The sequence below is a fragment of the Xanthobacter sp. BG11Y11_SDJG genome (assembly GCF_057364445.1).
The window spans coordinates 1-24,974 of record NZ_JBNFNU010000018.1 but is presented as its reverse complement, the minus strand read 5'-3'; the positions used below and the strand labels follow the sequence as shown (position 1 = coordinate 24,974).

The 24,974-nt window shown below is 69.2% G+C and carries 24 protein-coding genes, 1 tRNA gene and 4 pseudogenes; 12 read left to right on the top strand and 17 right to left on the bottom strand.

Going from position 1 to position 24,974, the window contains the following annotated elements:
- Window positions 1-178: 178 nt before the first annotated feature.
- The 4 genes from AC2W7M_RS03770 to AC2W7M_RS03755 form a co-directional block, all read right to left on the bottom strand.
- Window positions 179-895, bottom strand: a complete 717-nt coding sequence (locus tag AC2W7M_RS03770; protein ID WP_486130166.1) for an amino acid ABC transporter ATP-binding protein — start codon at window positions 893-895, stop codon at window positions 179-181.
- Window positions 896-970: 75 nt separating this feature from the next.
- Window positions 971-2,377 carry an amino acid ABC transporter permease gene (locus AC2W7M_RS03765; RefSeq protein WP_486130164.1) on the bottom strand — a complete coding sequence of 469 codons (1,407 nt, stop codon included), beginning with the start codon at window positions 2,375-2,377 and terminating at the stop codon, window positions 971-973.
- A 1-nt stretch (window position 2,378) separates the two neighbouring features.
- Window positions 2,379-3,674 (bottom strand): amino acid ABC transporter permease, encoded by a 1,296-nt coding sequence (locus tag AC2W7M_RS03760; protein ID WP_486130162.1) that lies wholly within the window; start codon window positions 3,672-3,674, stop codon window positions 2,379-2,381.
- 118 nt (window positions 3,675-3,792) lie between these two features.
- Window positions 3,793-4,806 carry an amino acid ABC transporter substrate-binding protein gene (locus tag AC2W7M_RS03755; protein WP_486130160.1) on the bottom strand — a complete coding sequence of 338 codons (1,014 nt, stop codon included), beginning with the start codon at window positions 4,804-4,806 and terminating at the stop codon, window positions 3,793-3,795.
- A 168-nt stretch (window positions 4,807-4,974) separates the two neighbouring features.
- On the opposite strand from AC2W7M_RS03755, the gene metC reads away from it, so the two are divergent.
- A complete protein-coding gene (gene metC, locus AC2W7M_RS03750; RefSeq protein ID WP_486130158.1) occupies window positions 4,975-6,162 on the top strand; it encodes a cystathionine beta-lyase in 1,188 nt (395 codons plus the stop codon).
- Window positions 6,163-6,338: 176 nt separating this feature from the next.
- Here the strand turns inward: metC and AC2W7M_RS03745 are convergent, their stop codons facing one another.
- The 4 genes and pseudogenes from AC2W7M_RS03745 to AC2W7M_RS03730 form a co-directional block, all read right to left on the bottom strand.
- On the bottom strand, window positions 6,339-6,665 hold the full coding sequence (locus AC2W7M_RS03745) for a lipid-A-disaccharide synthase N-terminal domain-containing protein (RefSeq protein WP_486130156.1): 327 nt from the start codon (window positions 6,663-6,665) through the stop codon (window positions 6,339-6,341).
- Window positions 6,655-7,411: pseudogene (locus AC2W7M_RS03740) on the bottom strand (glycosyltransferase family 2 protein). Before AC2W7M_RS03740 ends, AC2W7M_RS03745 begins: the two are co-directional and overlap by 11 nt.
- Window positions 7,412-7,604: 193 nt before the next feature.
- A pseudogene (locus tag AC2W7M_RS03735) lies at window positions 7,605-7,994 on the bottom strand (phosphatase PAP2 family protein); the annotation flags it as partial.
- Window positions 7,995-8,362: 368 nt separating this feature from the next.
- Window positions 8,363-9,553: an ArnT family glycosyltransferase gene (locus AC2W7M_RS03730; protein ID WP_486130154.1), complete on the bottom strand. Its 1,191-nt coding sequence runs from the start codon at window positions 9,551-9,553 to the stop codon at window positions 8,363-8,365.
- Here AC2W7M_RS03730 and AC2W7M_RS03725 point away from each other — a divergent pair.
- Window positions 9,552-10,439 carry a hypothetical protein gene (locus tag AC2W7M_RS03725; protein ID WP_486130152.1) on the top strand — a complete coding sequence of 296 codons (888 nt, stop codon included), beginning with the start codon at window positions 9,552-9,554 and terminating at the stop codon, window positions 10,437-10,439. The two genes, AC2W7M_RS03730 and AC2W7M_RS03725, sit on opposite strands and share 2 nt — an antisense overlap.
- Before the next feature lie 62 nt (window positions 10,440-10,501).
- Here the strand turns inward: AC2W7M_RS03725 and hemP are convergent, their stop codons facing one another.
- The 6 genes and pseudogenes from hemP to AC2W7M_RS03695 form a co-directional block, all read right to left on the bottom strand.
- A complete protein-coding gene (hemP, locus tag AC2W7M_RS03720) occupies window positions 10,502-10,750 on the bottom strand; it encodes a hemin uptake protein HemP (protein WP_486130150.1) in 249 nt (82 codons plus the stop codon).
- Window positions 10,751-10,962: 212 nt separating this feature from the next.
- Window positions 10,963-14,089: pseudogene (locus AC2W7M_RS03715) on the bottom strand (efflux RND transporter permease subunit).
- A 6-nt stretch (window positions 14,090-14,095) separates the two neighbouring features.
- A complete protein-coding gene (locus AC2W7M_RS03710) occupies window positions 14,096-15,217 on the bottom strand; it encodes an efflux RND transporter periplasmic adaptor subunit (protein WP_486130148.1) in 1,122 nt (373 codons plus the stop codon).
- A gap of 241 nt (window positions 15,218-15,458) precedes the next feature.
- Window positions 15,459-15,740, bottom strand: coding sequence for a hypothetical protein (locus tag AC2W7M_RS03705; protein WP_486130146.1), 282 nt, complete (start codon window positions 15,738-15,740; stop codon window positions 15,459-15,461).
- A gap of 120 nt (window positions 15,741-15,860) precedes the next feature.
- A complete protein-coding gene (locus AC2W7M_RS03700) occupies window positions 15,861-16,229 on the bottom strand; it encodes a transporter associated domain-containing protein (RefSeq protein ID WP_486130144.1) in 369 nt (122 codons plus the stop codon).
- Between the two features lie 48 nt (window positions 16,230-16,277).
- The gene (locus AC2W7M_RS03695) at window positions 16,278-17,630 is read right to left on the bottom strand and encodes a potassium/proton antiporter (RefSeq protein ID WP_486130142.1); all 1,353 of its coding nucleotides are present in this window, start codon (window positions 17,628-17,630) and stop codon (window positions 16,278-16,280) included.
- A gap of 197 nt (window positions 17,631-17,827) precedes the next feature.
- On the opposite strand from AC2W7M_RS03695, the gene AC2W7M_RS03690 reads away from it, so the two are divergent.
- Window positions 17,828-18,061 (top strand): hypothetical protein, encoded by a 234-nt coding sequence (locus AC2W7M_RS03690; protein ID WP_486130140.1) that lies wholly within the window; start codon window positions 17,828-17,830, stop codon window positions 18,059-18,061.
- A gap of 13 nt (window positions 18,062-18,074) precedes the next feature.
- Here the strand turns inward: AC2W7M_RS03690 and AC2W7M_RS03685 are convergent.
- The 3 genes from AC2W7M_RS03685 to AC2W7M_RS03675 all read right to left on the bottom strand — a co-directional run bounded on the left by AC2W7M_RS03685 (window position 18,075) and on the right by AC2W7M_RS03675 (window position 18,951).
- Window positions 18,075-18,151, bottom strand: a tRNA-Arg gene (locus AC2W7M_RS03685).
- Between the two features lie 103 nt (window positions 18,152-18,254).
- Window positions 18,255-18,560 carry an ETC complex I subunit gene (locus AC2W7M_RS03680; RefSeq protein ID WP_486130138.1) on the bottom strand — a complete coding sequence of 102 codons (306 nt, stop codon included), beginning with the start codon at window positions 18,558-18,560 and terminating at the stop codon, window positions 18,255-18,257.
- Between the two features lie 121 nt (window positions 18,561-18,681).
- Window positions 18,682-18,951 (bottom strand): hypothetical protein, encoded by a 270-nt coding sequence (locus tag AC2W7M_RS03675; RefSeq protein WP_486130136.1) that lies wholly within the window; start codon window positions 18,949-18,951, stop codon window positions 18,682-18,684.
- A 170-nt stretch (window positions 18,952-19,121) separates the two neighbouring features.
- Between AC2W7M_RS03675 and AC2W7M_RS03670 the strand changes: the two genes are divergently transcribed.
- The 9 genes and pseudogenes from AC2W7M_RS03670 to AC2W7M_RS03630 form a co-directional block, all read left to right on the top strand.
- Window positions 19,122-19,829: a GntR family transcriptional regulator gene (locus AC2W7M_RS03670; protein WP_486130134.1), complete on the top strand. Its 708-nt coding sequence runs from the start codon at window positions 19,122-19,124 to the stop codon at window positions 19,827-19,829.
- A 151-nt stretch (window positions 19,830-19,980) separates the two neighbouring features.
- Window positions 19,981-21,060, top strand: coding sequence for an ABC transporter substrate-binding protein (locus AC2W7M_RS03665; RefSeq protein ID WP_486130133.1), 1,080 nt, complete (start codon window positions 19,981-19,983; stop codon window positions 21,058-21,060).
- A 159-nt stretch (window positions 21,061-21,219) separates the two neighbouring features.
- On the top strand, window positions 21,220-21,552 hold the full coding sequence (locus tag AC2W7M_RS03660) for a cupin domain-containing protein (protein ID WP_486130131.1): 333 nt from the start codon (window positions 21,220-21,222) through the stop codon (window positions 21,550-21,552).
- Window positions 21,553-21,562: 10 nt separating this feature from the next.
- Window positions 21,563-22,399 carry an ABC transporter ATP-binding protein gene (locus tag AC2W7M_RS03655; RefSeq protein WP_486130129.1) on the top strand — a complete coding sequence of 279 codons (837 nt, stop codon included), beginning with the start codon at window positions 21,563-21,565 and terminating at the stop codon, window positions 22,397-22,399.
- Window positions 22,400-22,520: 121 nt separating this feature from the next.
- A pseudogene (locus AC2W7M_RS03650) lies at window positions 22,521-23,227 on the top strand (ABC transporter permease).
- Window positions 23,224-24,027 carry an ABC transporter permease gene (locus AC2W7M_RS03645; RefSeq protein WP_486130127.1) on the top strand — a complete coding sequence of 268 codons (804 nt, stop codon included), beginning with the start codon at window positions 23,224-23,226 and terminating at the stop codon, window positions 24,025-24,027. The pseudogene AC2W7M_RS03650 and the gene AC2W7M_RS03645 overlap by 4 nt, the downstream one beginning before the upstream one ends.
- 2 nt (window positions 24,028-24,029) lie before the next feature.
- Window positions 24,030-24,392, top strand: a complete 363-nt coding sequence (locus tag AC2W7M_RS03640) for a hypothetical protein (RefSeq protein ID WP_486130125.1) — start codon at window positions 24,030-24,032, stop codon at window positions 24,390-24,392.
- Window positions 24,389-24,739, top strand: a complete 351-nt coding sequence (locus tag AC2W7M_RS03635; protein WP_486130124.1) for a hypothetical protein — start codon at window positions 24,389-24,391, stop codon at window positions 24,737-24,739. The genes AC2W7M_RS03640 and AC2W7M_RS03635 overlap by 4 nt, the downstream gene beginning before the upstream one ends.
- 21 nt (window positions 24,740-24,760) lie before the next feature.
- Window positions 24,761-24,974, top strand: a 214-nt coding sequence (locus AC2W7M_RS03630) for a hypothetical protein (RefSeq protein WP_486130122.1), incomplete at its 3' end; no start/stop codon positions are given.

The window sequence follows — 24,974 nt, the reverse complement described above, 5'->3', positions numbered from 1 at the left end:
CCCCCGGCTTGTCCGGGGGATCCACCTCGCGGCGTCGGCGGCGCCCGTCCTTCAGGCGCAGGCCGGGCGGCCCGGTGGATGCCCCGGACGAGCCGGGGCATGACGGAGCAGGCGGGGCGGCGCGCGGTCGGCGGCTTGGTTGGAGGCACCGGCCTCCCTTCAAGAAAGGCGATCGCCCTCAGTGCAGGATCTGGCTCAGGAACAGCTTCGTGCGCTCGTGCTGCGGGTTCGAGAAGAAGGCGTTGGGCTCGTTCATCTCGATGATCTGGCCGGCGTCCATGAAGATCACCCGGTTCGCCACCTGCCGCGCGAAGCCCATCTCGTGGGTGACGCACAGCATGGTCATGCCGTCCTCGGCCAGCGCCACCATGGTGTCGAGCACCTCCTTCACCATTTCCGGGTCGAGCGCGGAGGTGGGCTCGTCGAACAGCATGATGCGCGGGCGCATGCACAGCGCGCGGGCGATGGCGACGCGCTGCTGCTGGCCGCCGGAGAGCTGGCCGGGATACTTCGCCGCCTGGTGGGGGATCTTCACCTTCTCCAGGAAGTGCATGGCGAGGTCCTCGGCCTCCTTCTTCGGCATCTTGCGCACCCACATGGGCGCCAGCGTGCAGTTCTCCAGGATGGTGAGGTGCGGGAACAGGTTGAAGTGCTGGAAGCACATGCCGACCTCGCGGCGCACCTCGTCGATGCGCTTCAGGTCGTCGGTGAGCTCGATGCCGTCCACCACGATCTTGCCCTTCTGGTGCTCCTCCAGGCGATTGATGCAGCGGATCAGGGTCGACTTTCCCGAGCCCGAGGGGCCGCAGATGACGAGGCGCTCGCCCTTGTGGACGGTCAGGTTGATGTCGCGCAGCACGTGGAACTCGCCGTACCACTTGTTGACCCCGCTCATGGAGACGGCGATCTCCGGGGCACCCTTTTCCACGTCGGCGATGATGGCGTCGGCAGTCACGGCGAAGTCCTCACGTCAGTGGCGGCGGGCCCGGTCGAGACGCCTCTCGAGCGCCATCGAGTAGCGGGACATGCCGAAGCAGAACACGAAATAGACGATGCCGGCGAAGCCGAAGCCGGTGAACAGCGTGGTCGGCGTCGCCCAGTTGGGATCGGTGAAGGCCGCGCGCATGGCGCCGAGCAGGTCGAAGATCGAGACGATCAGTACTAGCGTCGTGTCCTTGAACAGGCCGATGAAGTTGTTGACGATGCCGGGGATCACCAGCTTCAGCGCCTGCGGCAGCACGACGAGGCGCATCATCAGGCTGGAGCGCAGGCCCACCGCCATGGCGCCCTCATACTGGCCCTTGGGGATCGCCTGGAGGCCGCCGCGCACCACCTCCGCCATGTAGGCGGAGGCGAACAGCGCGACGCCCACCAGCGCCCGCAGCAGCCCGTCGACGGTGAGGCGGCCGGGCAGGAACAAGGGCAGCATGTAGGTGGCGAAGAACAGCACCGTGATGAGCGGCACGCCGCGCCAGAACTCGATGAAGGCGATGGAGACGATCTTCACCAGCGGCAGGTTCGAGCGCCGACCCAGCGCCAGCAGGATGCCGAACGGCAGCGACACGGTGATGCCGGTCACCGCGATCACCAGCGTCACCAAGAGGCCGCCCCACAGCCGCGTCTCCACCGGCGCGAGGCCGAAATCGATGTCGGCCACGAACAGGATCGCCGCCAGGACGGCGAAGGTCACGAGCGTCGAGCGGATCGCCGGACGCATGGCTTCCGGGCCGGCCACGGCGCGGCACACGACGGCGACCAGCGCCGTCACCAGGATGGTGGAGAGGATGTAGTCGGCCCAGAAGCCGAGCTGCACCCCGCCGACCGCGGGAGCGCCGGAGAACACCCCGCCGAGCCCGAGCCAGGACAGGAGGAAGCCCTTGGGCTCCATGTTGCCGCCGGTGAGCAGGATGAAGGCGACCACCGGATAGACGCCGAAGAACAAGATGGCGTTCAGCCGCTTGTAGGGCAGGCTCTGGATCAGCAGCGGCAGCAGCAGCACCGCGCCCAGCACGTAGACGACGTTCACGCGCCAGCGCTCGGCGGCCGGATAGAAGCCGTAGACCAACTGGTCGAACTTCGCCCAGATGAAGGGCCAGCACGCGCCCACCGCGCGGCCGACCTTGTCGGGCAGGCAGGCGTCGCGGCTGGTGCCGGTCCACACCGCATCGGTGATGAAGAACTGCACCAGCGGCGGGATGGTCACATAGAGCAGCCAGGCGCCGAACAGGGTGAGCAGCACCTGGGGCAGCGAGCCGAACAGGTGGCCGCGCAGATAGGCGAAGGTGCCGCGCTCGGAGATCGGCGGCGGCTCGGAGCCGAGGACCTCGGGGGCCACAAAGGGCTCGAAGGGGGCGATCTGCGCCGGGCTTCTGGCCATCTCAGCGCTCCACCAGCGCGACGCGCTTGTTGTACCAGCCCATCAGCGCCGAGGTGAGGATGGAGATGGTGAGGTAGACCGCCATGGTCATGGCGATGATTTCGATCGCCTGCCCGGTCTGGTTCAGCGTCGAGCCGGCGAACACAGAGAACAGGTCCGGATAGCCCACCGCGACGCCGAGCGAGGAGTTCTTGGTGAGGTTGAGATACTGGCTGGTGAGCGGCGGCACGATCACCCGGAGCGCCTGCGGGATCACCACGAGGCGCAAGGTCGGCCCGTTGCGCAGGCCGAGCGAGTGCGCGGCCTCGCTCTGGCCCTTGGAGACGGCGAGGATGCCGGCGCGCACGATCTCGGCGATGAAGCCCGCGGTGTAGATCACGAGCGCCAGCAGCAGCGCCACGAATTCGGGGATGACGGTCACGCCGCCGGAAAAGTTGAAGCCGCGCAGCGCCGGCCGCTCGATGCCGATGGGAAAGCCCATGGCGGCGGACACCAGCAACGGCAGGCCGACGATGAGGGCGAGGCAGATCCAGAACACCGGGAAGATCTGCCCCGTGGCCTCGCGTCGCTTCTTCGCGAAGCGCGCGAACAGGAAGGCGATGACGATGCCCGCGGCGATGGCGGCGAGCAGCACCGATCCGCCGCTCTCCATGAAGAAGCGCGGCACCACGAGACCGCGGTTGTTGACGAACACCGAGGGCGCCCCGAGCGACGCGGCGAAGGCGCCGATGGGACCGCCGAGGACGCCGAGGCCGATGGCGTCGAGGCCGTGGCCAATCGCCGCGAACATGGGCTGAAGGCCGAACCCCCAGCTCTGGCGCGGGCCCGGCAGAGCCGCCAGCACGGCCAGATACCAGAACAGGATCTGGAACAGCGGCGGCAGGTTGCGCGTGATCTCCACATAGGCCGAGGCGAGGGCCTGGATCACCACGTTCTTCGACAGGCGCGCGATGCCCATCAGGAAGCCGAGGATGGTGGCGAGAATGATGCCGAGGACCGCCACCAGCAAAGTGTTGAGCAGGCCCACCAGAAAGGCGCGGCCGTAGCTCATGTCCTCGTTGTAGGGGATCAGCGTCTGGCTGATGGCGAAGCCGGCGCGGTTGTCGAGGAAGCCGAAGCCGGAGGCGATGCCCTGGCGGGCGAGGTTGGCCACCGCATTGCTGTAGAAGGCCCACAACAGGAAGAGCAGCAGCAGCCCGAGCGCGATCTGAATGACGGCCGACCTCAGCTTGGGGTCGGTCCATGACCACCGGCGGCCCGCGCCATGCGCCGGCGCGGATTCTGTCGCTTCGCTCATTTGCCCCTCGAGAAGGTGGGGGAATTTTCCCCTTATGGTTGGGGGTGGGGCGCGGACGCCCCCCTCCTTTTCGCGGCGCCCGCAGGAGCCGGCCGGGCCGCAGCCCGGCGGTCAGGCGTCAGCGCACCGGCATGCCGTACTGCAGGCCGCCGTTGGTCCACAGCTTGTTCACGCCGCGCTCGATGCCGAGCGGGGTGTTGGGGCCGACATTGCGCTCATAGATCTCGCCGTAATTGCCGACCGCCTTGATGATGCGCACGGCCCAGTCGGCGGTCAGGCCGATGCCCTCGCCATACTTGCCGTCGGTGCCCAGCAGACGCTTGATCTCCGGATTGGCGGAGTTGACCATCTGGTCGACATTCTTCGAGGTGATGCCGAGTTCCTCGGCGTTGAGGAGCGCGAAGCCGACCCACTTCACGAGGTCGAACCACTGGTCGTCGCCATGGCGCACCAGCGGACCGAGCGGCTCCTTCGAGATGGTCTCGGGCAACACCACGTGATCGGCCGGGTTGGTGAGCTTCAGGCGCACCGCGGCGAGCTGGGAGCGGTCCGAGGTGAACACGTCGCAGCGGCCCGATTCGTAGGCCTTGATCGCCTCGTCGAGGGTGGCGAAGGCGATCACCTCCTTGTACTTCATGTTCTTCGAGCGGAAGTAGTCGCCCACGTTCAGCTCGTTCGAGGTGCCGGTCTGCACGCAGATCGAGGCGCCGTCGAGCTCCGTGGAGGATTTCACGCCCGCCGACTTGCGGATCAGGAAGCCCTGGCCGTCATAATAGATCACGCCGGTGAAATTGAAGCCGAGCGTGGTGTCGCGCGACATGGTCCAGGTGGTGTTGCGCGACAGCAGGTCGATGGCGCCCGACGTGAGCGCGGTGAAGCGATCCTTCGCCGAGAGCGGCGAATACTTCACTTTCGAGACATCGTTGAAGATCGCCGCCGCGATGGCGCGGCAGAAATCCACGTCGAGGCCCGACCACTCATTCTTGTCGTTCGGGCTGGAGAAGCCCGGCAGGCCTTGGGAAACGCCACAATTCAGCGCACCGCGCGCCTTGACGTCGTCGAGGGTCGCCGCCTGGGCCGCGCCCGCCATGGCGAGCAGGCCGGCGGTTGCTGCGATGAGGAATTTCTTCACGGAAACGTCCCTTCTCTGGTGGTCCCGGTCAACCCTTCGGCGCCGCGCGTGGCGCGTCGGCTCGACGAAGGCGCCGAGGCATCGTATCTGCGCATCTCATCGTCTTGCGCCGGTCGGGTCAATAGAGCCTGACGCAGCGCACGTGGAATTCCGGGACGGAGCGGGAACATGGGTCAGAAGGAGGATGGCGGGCGCGTCTTCGCGCCGCGGACCGAGGTGGTGCGGCTCGGGCGCGACCCGTTCCGGTTCGACGGTTTCGTGAACACGCCCGTGGTGCGCGGTTCCACCGTCATGTACCCCACCTATGACGATCTCGTGCATCACCGCGGCCGCTACAGCTACGGCCGGCGCGGCAATCCCACCACCGAGGCGCTGGAGGAGGCGCTCCAGGCGCTGGAGGGCAGCGACGGCGTGGCGCTCACCCCGTCCGGGCTCTCGGCCTGCGCGCTCGGCCTCCTCTCGGTGCTCGGCGCCGGCGACCATCTGCTCATGGTGGACACGGTCTACAATCCCACCCGCCGGGTGTGCGACACGGTGCTGAAGCGGCTCGGCGTGGCGACCACCTATTACGATCCGCGGGTGGGCGCCGGCATCGCCGACCTCATCGGCCCCAACACGCGCGCCATCTTCCTGGAATCGCCCGGCTCCCAGAGCTTCGAGATGCAGGACGTGCCGGCCATCACGGCGGTCGCCCGCGCGCGCGGCGTCACCACGCTGATCGACAACACCTGGGCGACGCCGCTTTATTTCAAGCCGCACGCCTTCGGGGTGGATGTCTCCATCCAGGCCGGCACCAAATATATCGGTGGCCATGCGGACCTCAATCTCGGCACGGTCTCGGCGGTCGGCGCGGCCTGGGGCAAGGTGCACGACACCCACGGCACGCTCGGCATCACCATCAGCCCGGACGACGCCGCGCTCGGCGCGCGCGGCCTTCGGACCATGGCCGTGCGGCTGGAGCGGCACCACGCGTCGGGACTGGAAATCGCCCGCTGGCTCGAGGGCCGGCCGGAGGTCTCCCGCGTGCTCCACCCGGCGCTGCCCTCCAACCCCGGCTTCGCCCTCTGGTCGCGGGACTTCACGGGCGCGAGCGGGCTGTTCAGCTTCATCCTGAAGCCGGTGCCGGAACAGGCCATGGCCGCCTTCTTCGACGCGCTCGCTCTGTTCGGCATGGGCTATTCGTGGGGCGGCTATGAGAGCCTCGCCATCCCCTTCGACTGCGCCAGCTACCGCACCGCCACCACCTGGAAGGCGGAAGGACCCGCCGTGCGCATGCATATCGGCCTTGAGGACGTGGACGACCTGAAGGCCGACATCGACCAGGCGTTCGCCAAGATGCGGGCCGCGGCGGGCTGAGGGGACGGCGAGCCGACATCCCACCGCGGCGCACGCCGCGCTCCAGCTCCGTCATGCCCCGGCGCGTCCGGTGCATCCACCCGGCCGCCCTGCCCTGCGCTTGAAGAGCCGAAGCCGTCCAGCCGCTCAATGAATCCCCCGGACAAGCCAGGGGATGACGGCTCTGCCGCCTCAGGTCACCGCGCGCGCCGCGCGCGCTCGCGCAAGGCGAACTGGAGGTTGCGGATATAGATGAAGGTGGACAGCGCCTGGCCGGCGATGAACACGGGATCGCGCCGGTAGAGCGCATAGATCAGCAGCAGCGTGCCGCCGCCCAGCGAGAAGGTCCAGAAGGCGAACGGGATCACCGAGCGCTGCGCCTTCTCGCTGGCGATCCACTGCACCACGAAGCGCATGGTGAACATGAACTGGGCGACGAAGCCCAGGATCACCCATCCGTCGAGCTGGGCGACGAAGACGTCGTGCAGATAGTCACCAACCTGGTGGGCGAGTTCAACGAGCATCGATACTCTCATTGATGAGCTGCGGCACCTTGCGCCGCCGGATGAGCCAGAACACCCCGAACAGGTCGGCGATGCCGACCCACAGGCGGTTCCAGAAGCCATATTTGGACTGGCCGTGCCAGCGCGGGCGGTCCACCACCTTGACGGTGCGCACCTCGTAGCCCTCGCGCTTCACCAGCGCCGGCATGAAGCGGTGCAGGCCGTCGAACATCGGCAGGCGCAGATGCACGTCGCGCCGCACCACCTTGAGGCCGCAGCCGGTGTCGATGGTGTCGTCGTTCAGCAGCGTGCGCCGCACCCCATTGGCGAAGCGCGACTGGAACCGCTTGAAGCGGGTGTCCTTGCGGCCTTGGCGCTCGCCCTGGACGATGCCCACCCTCGCGCCGCCCTCGTCCAGGGCGCGCACCATCTCCGGCAGGTAGGCCGGGTTGTTCTGTCCGTCGCCGTCGAGCAGCAGCAGGATGTCGCCGCGCGCCGCCCGGCGCCGGTGTCGACGCCGGCCGACTTGCCGCAGGAGGCGGCGTGGGTCAGCACGCGCAAATACGGGCGGCTGGCGCCGGCCTTCTTCAGTTCCTCGGCGGTGCCGTCGGTGGAGCCGTCGTCCACGAACACGATCTCGAACGCATGACCGCCAGCGCCGCGTCGATCTCGGCGACCAGCGGGGCGATGTTCTCGGCCTCGTCCTTCACCGCGATGACGACCGAGAGCCGCGGCGCCGCCGGAAAGTCTTGGAAGGGAGCGTTCACTTATCTCGCCTCTTCGAGGGGGGCGCCGCCGGAGGCGCCGTTGGGTGCCCGGGGCGCTCTGGAACCGGCGCACTGGAAAACCGTCGCCTTGGGAAAACAGCACCTGGCCGAGCCGGCGCGCCGACGGTCCCGCCATGGGCGCGACGCGCCCGTCGGCGCCAACCGCGAACACCACCCGGCGGGCGGCGAACAGCTTCACCATGCCGAGCACGAATGCGGCGCCGATGGCGGCGCCGGCGATCACGTCACTCGGATAGTGCGAGCCGAGCACCACGCGGGTCGAGGCCACCACCACCGCCAGCGCCAGCAGCCAGCCGCGCGCACGCGGATAAAGCGCGGCAAAGGCGACGGCCGTGGCGAACACGGTGGTGGAGTGGCCGGAGGGAAAGGAGGCGAAGCTCGACTTCCAGGCCAGCCAGTCGAAGGTCAGCTGCGCGTTCGGCCCCGGCAGGAAGAAGGCCGCCTGGGGCCGGGCGCGGCCAAGCAGATGCTTCACGATGGCGACGGAGAGGCCGATGGTGGCGATGGAGGCGAACAGGAAGCCGAGCCGTGCGACGAGGCTCGCCGCCACCCGCCGGCCCATGGCGTCGAGCCGCGGCTGGAGCGCCAGCACGTAGAGCAGAGCGAGGCCGATCGGCCACAGGATGACGGTGCCGAGGCCGAGGTCGGTAAGGCGGTCGGCGAAGGCGACGAGGTCCCGGTTGAGGCGGGGGCGCAGGCCGGGAATCAGCGGGTCCACCAGCACCATGGCGGACGCGACCAGCCCGATGGCGAGCAGCGCCAGCGCCACCCCTTCCCAGGCGCCGGCGAAGCCCAGGCGCGGCGCCGGAAGGCGCTTTCCCCGCGCCTTGAGATACGCGAGCGTGCCGAGCAGCGCGGCGAGGAGGTGCGCGAACCCGTCGCCGGCCGCGCGCAGGCCGCGGAGGGCGGGGTTTGCGGACGCGGGCGCGCTCACGAGCCCGGCTCCTCGGTGCGCAGCACCGTCACCGCCACCGGGCGCCCGCCATTATAGGCGAAGCCCTCCACCGTGGTGACGGTTCGGTACTTGAGGCCGAGCGCCGCGGCGCGGGCCTGGAACGGCCCCATCACCCGGTCCTCGATGAAAGCGAGCGCGCAGCCGCCCTTCTTCAGGTGGTCCGCCGCCAGGGCCGCCGGCATGAACTTGATGTCGGTGCCCACCAGGAAGACGAGGCTCGGTTCCTGGTAGGGGGCGGTGGCGATGCGCGCCGCCGGACAGCCCTCGGCCGCCGCGACGGCGGCGAGCCGCTCGGACACCCACAGCGCGCGCATCTGCGGCAGCAGGATCTGATAGGTCGCGAGATAGAGCGCGAGCGCGCCCACGGCGGCGGTGAGGAAGGCCCCCGTCGCGCCCACCCGCCGATAGGCCAGCGCCGCCCACCAAGTGAGCACCGCCGCGCCCACGAGCAGCGGCCAGGCGAGGAGGCCGAGGCCGGCGCCGAGCCAGACGCCGAGGCCGATCAGCCCGGCGCCGATGACGATGGCGAGGATCGGCCACAGCCGCACCAGCTCGGCGAGCTTCGTGCCCGCCTTGGCGGCGGCGTCGCGCTCGATCGCCAGCACCGCCAGGATGGCGAGCGCCGGATAGAGCGGCAGCACGTAATGCGGCAGCTTGGTGGCGGCGATCTCGAAGGCGATCCAGGTGGGCACCACGAAAGCCAGGAGGAAGCGCACCTTCGGCTCGCGCCGGGCGCGCCAGGCGAACGGCGCCGCCAGTGCGACCAGGACCACCGCCGGCCAGAAGGTGCCCCACACCGCGAGCAGATAGGTGCCGGGCGGCCCCCAATGGCCCTCCTGCCCTTCCGTCACCTTGCCCAGCATGTCGACGCCCACCGCATGCTCGTAGAAGGCGCCGCCGGTGACGTAATAGATGGCGATGAACCAGGGCAGCGCCAGCAGCAGGCACCAGGCGAGGCCGATCAGCGGCTTCAGCGGGCGCAGGAAGGCGCCCGAGCGCTCGATGATCGCCAGCACCAGCACCGGCAGCGCCACGAAAAGCGGCGCCATGGGGCCCTTGATGAGGATGCCGGCGGCGAGCGCGGTCCAGAACACGAAGGCGAGGCCGAAATCGCCCTTCGGCGTCGCCTCCCCGCTCGCGCGCCGCGACGACGCGAAGGTAGGCATGCGCCAGCGCGCCGAAGGCGGCGAGGATGGTGAAGAGCAGCACCGCGTCGGTCTTGGCGAGGCGCGCCTCCACCCCGAGCAGCACCGAGGTGGCCATCATCAGGCCGGCGAGCAGCGCGCCGCGCCGGCTGACGAAAGCGAGCGCCGCCCAATAGGTCAGCAGCACCGCGCCGATGGCGCCGATCAGCGAGGGGACGCGATAGAGGCCGATCGTCGACCGCGCCGACGGGCCGATCACCGCCTCGCCGGCGCTCACCGCCGCCGCCTGGAGCCAGTAGATGCCCACCGGCTTCTTGTGGCGTGCCTGGTCGTGGAAGCGGATGTCGACGTAATTGCCGCTCTCCAGCATCTGCTTCGTCGCCTGCGCGAAGCGCGCCTCGTCGCGGTCGATCGGCGAGAGCGAGAAGAAGCCGGGCAGGAAGGCGATGAGGCATACGACGACCAGCGCGAGGGCCGCGCGGCCATGGCTGGCGCACGCCGCGCCGAGCGCCCGGTCGAGGCGCTGCGGAAGGTCGAGTTCGAGCGCCCGTCCCTTGCCGGAAGCGGGCTCAGAAATGGCCATGCGCTCTATAGGATCCGCTTGAATTGGGCGCGGACAATAGCAGAAACGCCTCCCCCGGAAAGGGTCGGCGCGCCCGGTCCCGTCGCGCGGGCGGAGCTACTGGCAAAGGAAGGCGGCGAAGGAAAGGCGCAAATCGCCGCGCGCCGCAGGACCCACGATGTACAGCATCATGATACGGCCCCACCTCTGGCTTTGCGCCATGGCCCGGAACGGTCCGTCATGGCCGGGCTTGTCCCGGCCATCCACGCCCGGCGGAGGGGCGCGGGCATCCGCGGCGGGCGAAGGCGGGACGGCGTGGATGCCCGGCACAAGGCCGGGGCATGACGGTGCGCGGGGCCGGCGCAGCGTGTACCGGTCGAGCGCGCCGCCCCCGGGGCGCGCGGGACTTACTTCGTCAGAATCAGCTTGTTCTGGGCCGTGAGGCGGAGCTGATAGACCTGATCGCCATGGGCGATGGTGATGACGCGCTCGCTGGCGAACAGGTCCCGGCTGTCCAATTGGGCGTTGATCATGGGAAGGGCGCGCGCCGCGCCCCCCGACGCCATCGCACCCGACCCCATCGCACCGTTCACGAGATCCGCCTCGGCGCCGGAGAGGTCACGCCAGTGACCGCGCACGTGCTCATGCCTGGACATCTGGAATTACTCCAAATCTAAAAAGCGTCGGACCCTCTGATATCTCTTGAAGATCGCGACAGCTTGGAAGCATTCAACAATGGAATGCCGCGGGCTGATCTATCGAATAATATAATTGGCCACCTGTTTCAACACGCGCGCTGCACCGGCGTGCGAAATCTTCGCGGATGCCATCACGGCATCCGCGAGAATTGGAATGTCTCAAAGAAAGACTATTCTGCCGGTGCCCGCTCCGCGGGCGTTTCCGTCGCCTGCGCGCCGGCCCCGCCGGAGAGCGCGCGGTTCACCGCGCCGTCGAGCCGGTCGAGATAGAGATAGATCACCGGCGTGATGAAGAGCGTGAGCAATTGGGAGACCAGGAGGCCGCCCACCACCGCGATGCCCAGCGGCTGGCGCAGCTCCGACCCCGCCCCGGCGCCGAGCGCGATCGGCAGCACGCCGAAGATGGCGGCGAGCGTCGTCATCATGATCGGCCGGAAACGCAGCAGCGCCGCCTCGCGGATGGCGTCGAGCGCCTCGTAGCCGCTGCGGCGCCGCTCCAGGGCCACGTCGATCATCATGATCGCGTTCTTCTTCACGATGCCCACCAGCATGATGATGCCGATGATGGCAATCACCGACAGTTCCAGGCCGAACGCCATCAGCGTGATCAGCGCGCCGATGCCGGCCGAGGGCAGCCCTGAGAGGATGGTGATGGGGTGGATGAAGCTTCATACAGGATGCCGAGCACGATATAGATCACCACCACCGCCGCCAGGATCAGGAACGGCTGGCTGGACAAGGCATCCTGGAACACCTGGGCGGTGCCCTGGAAGCTGGTGGAGATGGTCGCCGGCAGGCCGGCCTCGCGCTCCACGGCGCGAATCTCGTCCACCGCCTGGCCCAGCGAGGTGCCGGGCGCGAGGTTGAAGGAGATGGTCACGGCCGGCTGCTGCTGCTGGTGCGCCACCTGCAGCGGCCCCACCGTGCGGCGGATGTCCGCCACCGTCTCCAGCGGCACCACCGATCCCGACGAGGTGCGCAGATAGACCCGCGAGAGGTCGCCCGCGTCCTGCTGGAAGCGCGGCTGCACCTCGGCGATGATGGCGTACTGGTTGGCGGGCGTGAACAAGGTCGCCACCTGCCGGGTGCCGAACTGGGTGTAGAGCGCGTCGCGCAGCATCTGCTCGGTGATGCCGAGCGCGGCTGCCTTGTCCTTGTCGAGGTCGATGGTGAGCTGCGGGTTGGAAATCTGCAGGTCCGAGGTCACGTCCCTGAGGCCCGGCAGGCCGGACAGGCGCTCCTCCATCTTCTTCGCGTTCTCGTACAGCGCCTCCGTATCCGAGCTTTGGAGCGTGTACTGGAACTGGCTCTTGGAGGCGACGCCGCCCACATTGATGTTCTGCACCGGCTGGAAGAACACCTTCACGCCCGGCACGTCGGCGACGCGCTTCCTCAGGTCCTGGATCACCTCGAAGGCGGAGAGCTTGCGCTCGCCGCGCGGCTTCAGGGCGATGAACATGCGCCCGGTATTGGTGGTGCGGCTGATGCCGGTCGCCCCGGCGGTGGAGACGAGATAGGCGACGTTGGGATCGGCCCGCACCGCCGCCGCCACCTTCTTCTGGCGCTCCACCATGGCGTCGAACGAGCTGTCGGTCGCCGCCTCCACCGTGCCGGTGATGAAGCCGTTGTCCTCCTGCGGGAAGAAGCCCTTGGGGATGATGATGTAGAGATAGACCGAGGCGGCGATGGTCGCGAACGTCACCAACAGCATGAACGGCCGGTGCCGGAGCACGAAATCGAGGCTCACCCGGTAGGCGGCGAGCCAGCTGTCGAACATGCGCTCGGTGAGGCGCATGAAGAGGTTCGGCTTCTTGTGGTGGTCCGGCGCCTTCAGCACCCGCGCGCACAGCATGGGGGTGAGCGTCAGCGAAACGAAGCCGGAGACCAGGATCGCCACCGAAATGGTGACGGCGAACTCGCGGAACACGCGGCCCAACACGCCGGTCATGAACAGGACCGGGATGAACACCGCCACCAGCGACAGCGTCATGGAGATGATGGTGAAGCCGATCTCGCGCGAGCCGAGGATGGCCGCCTTGAACGGCGGCTCGCCGTTCTCGATGTGGCGGTAGATGTTCTCCAGCACGACGATGGCGTCGTCCACCACGAAGCCGACGCACAAGGTCAGCGCCAGCAGGGTCATGTTGTTGATGGAATAGTCCAGCACCCACATGGCGGCGAAGGTGGCGATGATGGACAACGGCAGCGCGAGCGAGGGGATCAGCGTCGCCCGCACGTTGCGCAGGAACAGGAAGATCACCATCACCACCAGGAAGACCGCCTCCATCAGCGTCTTCTGCACGTCGGCGACGGCGTCGCGGATGGAGACCGAGCGGTCGTTCAGCACCGCGATGTCCATGGAGCCGGGAAGCTGGGCGCGGAACTGCGGCAGGCGCGCGCGCACCTCGTCCACCACCGCCACCGTGTTGGCGTCGGGCTGGCGGAACACCGCCACCACCACCGCGCGGTGTCGTTGAACCAGCTCGCCACCCGCTCGTTTTCGACGCCGTTGGAGACGCTGGCGATCTCCTCGAGCCGCACCGGTGCGCCGTTGCGCCACGCCACCACCAGGCGGCGGAACACCTCGGCGTCCGCCTTGGGCGTGCCGAGGTCGATGGTGAAGGTCTGCTTGGTGCCCGAGAGCACGCCGAGCGGCGTGTTGGAGGCCGCCGCCTCCACCGCGCCCTGGATGTCCGCCGCCGAGATGTTGCGCGTCGCCGCCGCCGCCGGATCGACGCGGATGCGCACGGCGTATTTCTGGCTGCCGTAGATCTGCACCTGGGCGACGCCGGACAGCTGGGAAATCTGCTGGCCGATCAGCGTGTCGGCATATTCGTTCACGGTGGAGAGCGGCAGTGTCGCCGAGGAGACGGCAAGGAACAGCACCGGCGCGTCGGCCGGATTGACCTTCCTGAAGCTCGGCGGCGTCGTCATCTCGTCCGGCAGCTGGCGCTGCGCCACCGACAGCGCCGACTGCACGTCGAGCGCGGCGTCGTCGATGTTGCGCGAGAGGTCGAACTGCACGGTGATCGAGCTGGAGCCCTGCGTGCTGGACGAAGTCAGCGAGGTGATGCCCGCCACCGTGGACAATTGCCGCTCGATGGGCGTCGCCACCGCGGTCGCCATGGTCTCGGGGCTCGCGCCGGGCAGCGACGCGGAGATGGTGATGGTGGGGAAGTCGACCCGGGGCAGCGCCGCCACGGGAAGCTGGCGATAGGCGAACAGGCCCGCCACCACGAGCGACAGCATCATGAGCGTCGTCATGACGGGGCGGCGGATGCACAGTTCGGCGAACATGGCGCGTCAGCTCCCGGTCGCCGGGCGGGGCTGGTTCTTCACGCTCACGCGCGACCCCTCGCGCAGCGACAGCTGGCCGTCGGTGACCACCGTCTCGGCGCCCTCCAGGCCCTTGGTCACCACCGCCTGCCCGTCCACCGTGCGGGCGACGGAGACCGGCCGCACATGGGCGACGTCGCCGTCGAGCACGAACACGAAGGTGCCGTTCTGGCCGTTCTGGATCGCTTCCGCCGGCACCGCGACGACGCCGCCCTGCTCGCCGAGCGTCACCGTCACCGAGCCGAGGGTGCCGGGCCACAGCCGCTCGTCGGCATTGGGAAAGAGCGCGCGGGCGATCAGGGTGCCGGTCTGCGGGTCCACCGTGTTGTCGATCACCGCGACCCGCCCGCCTTCGACCCGCTCCCCGCTGCCCTGGAGCGCGATGGTGACCTTGGCGTCCTTGGCGGCGCGCAGGTCGCTGATGTAGCGCTCGGGCACGCCGAAGGCGACGTAGATGGGGCTGGTCTGGCGCACCGTGGCGAGCACGTCGTCCACGCGGATCACCGTGCCCGGCCGCGCGGCGGCGATGCCCATGCGCCCGGTGACGGGAGCACGGATGGTGTAGTAGCCGGACTGAACCTTGAGCGACTGCAGGTTCGCCTCGTCCTGCTGCACCGTCGCCTCCTGGACGTCGACGGCGGTGCGGGCGTCATCCACCTGCACCTGCGAGACCGCGTTGCGGGCGGCCAGGCCCGTGAAGCGCTCCACGTCGCGCTTCACCTTGTCGAGCTGCGCCTTGTCGCGGGCGAGCGTCGCCTCGGCCTGGCGGATCTGGGCCTGCACCACCCGGTCGTCCAGCTGGAACAGGACGTCGCCCTCCTTCACCGAGGCGCCGTCGGCGAAGCGCACCGCATCGATGCTGGCGGCGACCCGCGAGCGGATGGGAACGGTGACGATCGCCTCCACCGTGCCGAGCGCCTCCAGCCGGATCGGCATGGGCTTCCTGACCGCCTGCGCCGCGAGCACCGCCACCCGCTGCTGCCGCTGGGGCGCCTGGGCATTCGCCGCCGGCGTGCCGGACGAGAACCAGCCGTGCGACCAGCCATAGGCGCCGCCCGCCACCGCGGCGATCACCGCGATCGCCAGCACCAGCCTGGGCCCGCGCGCGCCGCGGCGCGATCTCGTCTGCGAAGCCGACCCCTCCTCAACCATGCGGCCGGGCCCTGTGGGATGCTGCGACATAAACCCCTCAAACGACGCCTGAAGCGCCCGTAATTCCTCGGCCGCGCCGCATCATAGCTTCAGCCTGCAAAAAGGAGAGCGGCAACTTATCGGCCGCACCCCGCACGGCGGCAACGGGCAACCGCTGACAAACCCGTGATTTCCGCTCTCACGCCTCCGCGAGGGGCCGAAGCGCGGCTCTGAGGTCGTCTTCGGTGACCTGCGCCATCGGGCACTTGACCTTGGCCGCCTCGGTGCGCCGGCCGGGCCGCATCACCAGCACCACCGTCTCGGCGCCGCCGCAGGCCGGATCGCCGCAGGCGATCTCCGAGATGGAGACCGTCGTCTCTGCGTCGAGGTCGAGCACCCGGCGGGCAAGCTCGGCAAGGACGCGCGCCGCATCCCGGCTCTCCTCCCCCTCCTGCCCCCTGCGTCTCATGAACAGCCGCACGCCGCCCGTCCCCCTCGGTTGGTCCTGATTGCGATCCTTCCGCGCCGACAAGGCAGGAACGTGGCGGGATCGCCCAGATCACGCGGAACGGGCGGGAACAGGCGGGGGATGGGCTGGATCTCAGTCATCGTCCGGGACCGGACGGCCCAGGAGACGCCGCACGGTGGCGATGCCGCGCTTGAGCCCGCTCGGCTCGAGCCGCAGGATCGCATCCCTCACCCCGTTCTCGTCCACCTCCCGCACCTCGATCACGGCGCCGTCGCCGAAGCCGATGCGCATGCCCGGAAAGGGGTGGCCGTCGGAGCGGTCGGCGAACGCCTCGGCGATGGACAACCCGCGCTCCGCCTCGGTCAGGGGCAGGCCATAGAGATCGGCGAGGTCGGCGAGCCGGACCGTCCCGGCAAACGGAAACGCCGCCACATCGAGAAACACCGTCGCCTCCCGCGGCCGGAACATCCGATCGAGGTCGAGCACCTTGTACGGCGGCACCAGAAGGTATCCGTAGTCGCCCGGCCTGAGCGGACCGGAGGCTCGGCGTCAGGATCTGCCGTCGCGCATCACGAAGACCAGCCGCGCCCAGGCGGGCAGCGCCATGGCGCCGGCGGCGGGCGTGCCCTCGGTGACCGGATAGGCGACCAGCTCCTGGTCGATCTGGCCGGGCAGGTCGATCTCGAAGCGGCGCACCGGGGGCGTGGGATCGGACAGCGCCACGTCGAGCCGGCGCGCGGCCGCCACCAGCGTCCAGCCGTGCAAAACGAGGGAGACGAACACCACCACGAAGGCGACGTTGAAATAGACCTCCGCATCCGGCAGATGCGCCAGCATGGGGATGGTCGCGAGGAAGATCGACACCGCGCCGCGCAGGCCCGCCCAGGAAATGAAAGTTTTCTCCTTGGTGGAGAAGCGGAACGGCGCGAGGCAGGCGAACACCGCCACCGGCCGCCCGACGAGCACCAGGAAGGCGGCGACCCCGAGCGCCGGCAGGGCGTATTCCACCAGCTTCTGCGGCGAGACCAGCAGGCCGAGCATCACGAACATGACGATCTGGCACAGCCAGGTCACCGTATCGAGGAAGCCGGTGATTGGCGCGAGCGCCCGCACCGGCCGGTTGCCGATGACGAGGCCCGCCAGGAACACGGCGAGAAAGCCGGAACCGTGCAGCAGCGCGGTCAGGGCCAGCAGCAGCACCGCGAACGCCACCACCAGCACCGGATGAAGGCCGCCCGGCAGGTCAACCCGGTTGATCAGCCAGGCCAAAGCGAAGCCGCCGGCCACCCCCACCGCCGCCCCCACCACCAGTTCGCGGGCAACGCCCAGCAATAGGGCGGCGCCGGGATCGGCGAGATTGGCGGTGAGCAGTTCCACCAGGAGAACGGTGAGGAAGACCGCCGCCGGATCGTTGGTGGCCGACTCGATCTCGATCGCTGCCCCCACCCGCCGGCTGAGATGCAGCCCCTGGGCCCGCACCAGGAAGAACACCGCCGCAGCGTCGGTGGAGGCGACGATGGCGCCGACCAGGAACGCCTCCATCGGCGACAGCGACAGCAGCGGCGCCGCCACCAGGGCCACCAGCGCCGCGGTGAGCACCACGCCCACGGTCGACAGCGCCAAAGCGGGCGCCAGAGCGCCGCGCATGCTGGCGACGCGCATCCGGAGGCCGCCGTCGAACAGGATCACGGCGAGCGCGGCCGACCCCACCATGTACGTCGCCCAGTAGTCGTCGAAATGGATGCCACCCGGACCGGCCTCGCCCGCCAGCACGCCGACCAGAAGAAACACCAGCAGGATCGGCGCGCCGAACCGGGCCGCAAGCAGGCTTGACAGTGTGCCGGCCACGACCAGCATTGCAACCACAAGGAGGACAATGTTGGAGACGACAACCGATCCCATCCCTACTCCGATCCGGTTTGCGGCAGGTCGCCGCATTAGCGCTAACAAATAAGGTAGCCTTTGCGTTCACGTTCGCGTTATCTTGGGTCCGTTGCGAAGGGTCTGCGGGGAGACCGCGGGGGGATTTCTTCGCGCGGGGGATTGTCATCATGCCACGGGCAGCCTGCGCCGCAGCATATCTCATCAAGACATTCGCCATGACCCAGCACGGGGACCTGCAACTGGACGGCGAGACCGTGTGCTTCGATCTGGCGTGCGCGCTGGAAATGGCCGAATCGGATTGCGAGTGGGCCGCCGGGGCCTGCGTCTACACGTTCGACCCGACCCTGGAAATGGATCCGCCACGGCTCCTGGCGGCCTTTGGCCTGTCGGCGCCCTCGGACGAAGGCCGCCACAGCTGCGCGGGCACGCGCCTCCTTCATATCGCCTGAAACGGCGCTGGGCTGGCGACCCCGGCAGGGCTCGAACCTGCGACCTAGTGCTTAGAAGGCACTTGCTCTATCCAGCTGAGCTACGGGGCCCGCGCGCGTGGTTTTAATCGCGCCGCGGCGCCGATGGAAGCGCCGCGAGGCCGGCCTCCCGCCTGCCCCGCGCCAGTCCGGCGGCACGGCCCCGGGAGGCGGTTCAGTGGGTCCACTGCCCCATGCGCTTGAAGGCGAAATTGTCGGAATAGGAAATCTTCTTGCGCTCGGCCTCATGCGGCTCGAACACGCGGAACGGGATGCCGCGCTTCTCCGCATAGGCCACCGCCTCTTCCTTGGTGGCGAAGGTCAGGCGGATCTGGCTGCGCATGTCGGCGGAGGAGGTGTAGCCCATGAGCGGCTCCACCATGCGCGCGTGCTCGGGCTCGTAGTCGAGAACCCAGTTCTTGGTCTTCGCCACGCCCGATTGCATCGCATTGCGCGACGGCTTGTAGATGCGTGCCACCATGGTGCCCGTGCCCGCTTGCCGCGCGGGCCCCGGCCCGCGTTCTTCGAATGGTTTCTATAGCGAGGCGCGCGCGGCCGACAACCGGGCGCGGCCGCGGCGCCCGGCGTCGGCGCGGGGCGCATCAGCGCAGGACCAGGCAATCGGCGGCGGCCATGGCCGCGGTGTTGGCGGACAGGTGGCTCACCTTGCCCGACAGAACCAGCTTGCGGGTCTGCTCGGTGACGATCGCGCGCCCGTCGGCGCCCTTCACCAGGAGCGGCGCACTGGCGTTGTAGATCGCCCGCGCATCCTCGGGAAGCTTGGCGGCGCAACGGTTCGCCGCGGCCGTATCCGCCAGCGCCGGGGTCGCGAGGGCTGCCAGGACTGCGAGGCTCGCCACACTTCGTCTCATGAACCGCTCCCTGAATCGGCCGGGCGGATTCGACCCGCCGGCAATCCCCTCTGCCGGTGACAGGCGGGGAAAGCAAGACCCGCCTGTCCCATCGTCCGCCCGACGTCGCCCGGCGCCGTGGCCAGAAATGCTGCTTGCAATGCGCACAATATCGCATACGTTATCGCATCATGACGTTCGCTGCCTCCCCGTCCCGCGCTCTGGCGGCACCTCCGAAAACCGGCGAAACGTCGGCGCAGGTGGCCTATGCCACCATCAAGCAGCGCATCCTGGACAACGAGTACGCGCCGGGAACCGCGGTTCTGGAGCAGGCGCTGGCGAACGATCTCGGACTGTCGCGGACGCCGGTGCGCGAGGCGATGATCCGCCTCGAGCAGGAGGGCCTGGTGCGCGTTGTGCCGCGCCACGGCATGACCGTGCTGCCTTTGGCGCCGCGCGACATGACGGAAATCTACCAGATCATGATCGGCCTCGAACTGGTGGCCACCGAGCAGCTCGCCGCGCGCAGGCCTTCGGCGGCGGAAATCGCGCCGCTGGTGGAGGCCTGCGACGCCATGGCCGCCGCCATGGAGCGCGACGACCTCGACGCCTGGGCCAAGGCCGATGAGCGCTTCCATCTCTCGCTGGTGGAGCTGTGCGGCAACCGCCGTCTCGCCGCCATGGTGATGGCGGTGTGGGAGCAGTCCCACCGCGCCCGCATGTTCACCCTGCGGCTGCGGCCGAAGCCCACGGATTCCACGCGCGAGCACCGGGAGGTGGTGGAAGCCATCCTGGCCGGCGATCCCGTCCGCGCCACCCGGCTCTATCGCGATCATCGCGAGAAGGCGTCGGGGCAGATGGTGCGCATCATCGAGCAATACGGCCTGACCCGGCTGTGAGACGTTCCGCCGGCGCGCCAACGCCGGCCGACCGCACGGAAAGCGCATCACCGCGCTGAGGACCCGCCCCGGGAGGGCAGAATTTCCGAGCCGCGACGGGGGCCATGAGGCCCACCAATAAGAAACGCGGCCGCAACACAGGGAGGAGTTCATGAAGCACGCCACGAGGTGGGCTTGCGCCCTCGCGTCCGCGGTCGCCGTCGCCTTCGCCGCTCCCGCTGCCCTCGCCCAGCAGCAGAAGGCGAAGGAGGTGGTGTTCGTCCTCGGCAACAATCTGTTCAGCGTCCCGGCTTTCGTCGCCGTGGAGAACGGCTACTGGGCCAAGCGCGGCCTCAATGTGCGCCTGAAGCTGGTGGCGAGCGGGCGCGAGATCACCCAGGCGCTCAACGCCGGCGAGGCGCAGCTCGGCGGCGCCAACATGGGCACCACCACCGCCAGCGCGCGCGCCAGCGGCAACATGATCAAGGGCGTGATCCCCTATTACAACGACGCCGCCTTCATCGCGGTGGCGGGCGGGCGCGGCATCGTCGGCCGCGCCGACCGGGGCATCACCAAGGACCCGAAGTCCTTCGTGGGCAAGAAGGTGGGCAGCCTCGCCGGCTCCACCCAGGAGGTCTATCTGCGCGAATTCCTCGCCGGCGGCGGCGTCGACATCAAGCAGCTCCAGGTGGTCAACGTGCCGGTGCCGGACATGCCGATCTCGCTCGCCCAGGGCGTGGTCGACGCGACCGTGCCGTGGGAGCCCTATCTCTCCCAGAGCGTGCGCGAACTCGGCGCGAATGCGGTGGTGGTGAGCCGCGGCGCTCCCGGGCTCGTGGCCGACGTGATCGGCGTGCTCGCCAACGAGAAGTACATCGCCGAGAACAAGGCGCTGCTGGAAACCTTCGCGCTCGGCCTCGCCGAGGCCACCCAGTTCGTGCGCAAGAACCCCGGCGAGGCGGCGAAGATCGCCACCTACCACCTGGATGGCCTGAACCTCGCCGACGCGGCCGAGGGCGTCAAGCACATGACCTGGGATCCCCGCATCTCGCTGTGCACCGAGGACGGCCTGCTGAAGACCGGCAACGAGATGGTGGCGAAGGGCCTCATCAAGACCTCGGCCTTCACCTCGGCGAACGACTTCGCGGAAACCTCCATCCTCAAGAAGGTGGAGAAGGAAAACCCCCAATTCTTCGCCGATCTGCCGCCGCTGCCGGAAAAGCTTTCCGACTGCAAGGGCGCGCTGAAGTAACCCCACGCGAACGACGAGCATTGAGGAGCGTTGCCATGGTTCCCTTCGACAAGCAGCAGGTCACGGTCGTGCGGCAGAGCAAGATCGGCACCGACACCACCTACGAGCCGCCGCTGCGCATCGGCTTCGGCATCTCCGACAAGACGGTGGATTCGCCGAATGCCACCATGGCCGGACGATCCTCGCTGCCCGCCGCCGGCCAACCCGACCCACTACCATGCCTCCAACGACGTGGTCTGGTACATTCTCTACGGCAAGATCAAGCTGTGGTACGCGCGCTCGGACGCCTCGGACCGCAAGGAAGTGATCCTGGAGGGCGGCGACTTCGCCTATGTCCCGGCGGGCGCCATCCATGTGATCGCCAATGCCTCGCAGACCGAGGAAGCCTCGCTCATCTTCTGCTATATCGGCGTGCCCAGCACCGATGCGGCCGAGACGGTGTGGCTGACCGAGGACGGCACCCGCCGCCTGCCCGCCAAAGAACCTGCGTGAGGCCGCCGCCATGGACGCGACCTCCCCGGACAAGATCATCGTCGAGGGCTTCCAGCACTTCTTCGAGACCGCGGATGGTCCCGTCCAGGCGACGGGACTGATCGACCTGAAGATCCCCGCCGCCGAGTTCGTGACGCTGGTGGGGCCTTCGGGCTGCGGCAAGACCACCTTGCTCAAGGCCATCGCCGGCTTCATCACGCCGACGCGCGGGCGGATCATCTGCGACGGCAAGACCGTCACCGGCCCCGGCCGCGACCGGGGCGTCGTGTTCCAGGAACTCGCCATCCTGCCCTGGCGCACGGTGCGGCGGAACATCGGCCACGGGCTGGAGATCGCCGGCGTGCCGAAGGCCGAGCGCATCCGCACCGTCGACCGCCTGATCGCGCTCACCGGCCTGAAGGGCTTCGAGGACCGCTACCCGCACGAACTGTCCGGCGGCATGCGCCAGCGCGTGGCGGTGGCCCGCACCTGGGCCGCCGACCCGGACATCATCCTCATGGACGAGCCGTTCGCGGCGGTGGACGCCATGACCCGCCTGACCCTGCAGGAGGAGCTGGCGAGCCTCACCTTCAGCACCCGCAAGACCGTGTTCTTCATCACCCACTCGGTGGACGAGGCGGTGTTCCTCGCCGACCGGGTGCTGGTGATGAGCAAGCGGCCCGGCCGCATCAAGGCGAGCCTCGTGGTGCCGCGCCGCAAGGCCGGCGGGCGCGACTGGGAGAGCTTCACCACCGACCCCGAGATGCAGGCGATCTGCGAGCAGGTGCTGCGGCTGGTGCGCGACGAGCGCATGGACGGCGCCGCGCGTCCCGCCGACGCTCCCGACCCGCTGAAGGAGGCGTCATGACCATGACCGCCGTCTCGGTGACCGCCGCCGCAGGCGCGCCGCCCCGGCGGCCCTCCGCGCTGGCCTCCGGGCTCATCGGCGCGGGCAAGTTCCTCGCCCCCTTCGCCGCCGTGGTGGCGCTGTGGTGGGCGATCAAGGCCGGCTTCGACCTGCCGGACCGGGTCCTGGTCTCGCCCTACCAGTGCTCGTCACCTTCTGGAACCTGCTCTCGCGCGGCGTGCTGGCGGACTATGCCGCCACCAGCCTCTACCAGATCGGCGTCGCGGTGGTGGTGTCGGCTGCGGTCGGCATCCCGCTCGGCTTCGCCATCGGCTCCAATGCCTATGTGGCGCGGGCGCTGGGGCTGTTCCTGCGGTTCTTCCAGGGGGTGTCGGGCATCTCCTGGCTGCCGCTCGCCATCATCTGGTTCGGCTTCACCGACACCACGGTGCAGGTGATCGTGGTCTACACGCTCATCGTCCCCGTCATCTTCAACACCATGCTCGGCGTGCGCGCGATCCCCACCAGCTATGCGCTCGCCCTGCGCTCGCTGGGCGCGGCACGTTCCGGGTGGTGAAGGACGTCTATCTGCCCGGCGCCCTGCCGAGCATCGTCGTCGGCCTGCGGCTCGGCATGGGCTACGGCTGGCGCGCGCTGATCGCCGCCGAGATGCTGATCCGCCAGGGCGGCCTCGGCGACCTGATCTTCGGCGCCCGCACCTTCGGCCAGATCGACCGCATCATCTGCGGCATGATCGCCATCGGCGTCCTCAATGTGGTGGTGGACCGCCTGATCGTGCAGCCGATCGAGAACCTCACCGTCGCCCGCTGGGGAGTGCTGCGCAAATGAGCGATGCCAGGCCGGTCCGCACCGACACCCTCGCCTGGAAGCTGCTGCCGGCGCTGCCCTTCGTGGCGCTCATCGCCGGCTGGAGCATCTACTGGCTCATCGCCCGCCCGCCGGTGGGCACGCTGCCGCCCGCCTGGGCGGTCGCCGAGGCGCTCTGGCAGCTGGCGGCGGACGGCGAGCTGCTCCAGAACACGCTGGCGAGCCTCGGCCGCCTCCTGCTCGGCACCACGGTGGGCGTCGTCACCGGGGTGGTCGGCGGCTTCCTCGTCGGCCTCAACCGGCGCGCCGCCGACTTCCTCAACCCGCTGGTGGTGTTCTTCAACGCCATTTCCGGCATCGTCTGGCTGCCGCTGATGATCGGCTGGCTCGGCATCGGCACCGCGCTGGTGGTATTCCTGATCTGGAACACGGTGTTCTTCCTGGTCTTCCAGAACACCGTGCTGGGCGTGCGCCTGGTGCCGCCGGTGCTGGAGCAGGGGGTGGAGACGCTGGGCGGCAGCCGGCTCCACATCATCCTCAACGTGACGCTGCCCGGCGCCCTGCCCTACATCCTCTCCGGCATCCGCTCCGGGCTCGGCTTCGGCTGGCGCGCGCTGATCGCGGCCGAGCTGGTGGGGGCAACGGTGGGTCTTGGCCAGATGATCTTCCGCGCGGCGGAATTCCACCGCGCCGACATCATCATCGCCGGCTGCCTCGTGATCGGCCTTCTCGGCGTGCTGATGGACCGCTATCTCCTGGCGCCGATCGAGAAGCGCACCATCGAGCGGTGGGGCCTCGTCACGCCGAGCCAGGGGATCTAGCCATGGCCGAAACCGCCTCCCCCGCCGCCGGCGGCTCACGCCGTCGCGGCCTCAATCCGGACCTGCTCAAGCTCGCCTTGGGCATCGCCATCGTCGCCGGCACGCTCTGGGGCCAGCAGGCCTATGGCTTCCTGACGCGGGAGAGCCGCATCGACCCCCGGGTGCCGCGCGCGGGGCTGGTGGACGTGGTGGCGGTGGTCGGCTTCGAGCCCGAGCGCTTCCACAACGAGCGCCTCGCCACCTACGGCATGTTCTCCGGCCGCGACGGCTCGCTGAAGCGCATCCGCCTGCGGCAGGTCTCGCAGGACCAGCTGGCCGGCCTCGCGAGCCTGCCCTGGATCGACACGGTGGAGCCGCTGAAGTGACCGGCGCGCCGGACGAGGAGCAGCCGGCGCGCGCGCTCGCGCTCGCGGTGGCGGCGCAGACGCTGGGCGCCCTGCCGGTGTTCCTCACCGGCGCTCTGGCGCCGCTCGCCTTGCCGGAACTGGGCATGGACGCGGTGGGGCTCGGCGCCGCCGCCGGCATCTTCTATGCCGCGTCCGCCGTCGGTTCGGCGCTGCTCGGCCCGCTCGCCGACACGCTCGGCACCTGGCGCGCCACCCGCTCCGGGCTGACGATCACGGTGCTCGCCTTGGGCGGCATCGCGCTGTTCGCCACCTCGGCGGCCTCGCTCTCGGTCTGTTTGGTGGTGGCGGGCCTCGCCAATGGCTGATCAGCGTCCACGAACCTCGCCGTGGCGCGCTTTCGCTGGCAGGGCCTCGGTTTCGGCATCAAGCAGTCCTCGATCCCGATCGCGACGCTGGCGGCGGGGTTCGCGGTGCCGGCGGTGGGCCTCACGCTCGGCTGGCGCTTCGCCTACGGCATCGGCTGCGCGCTGGCCCTGGCTTTGCTCCTGATCCTGCCGCGCGGCGCCGCGGGCCGCGCGCGAACGCGTCGCGCGCGGACGG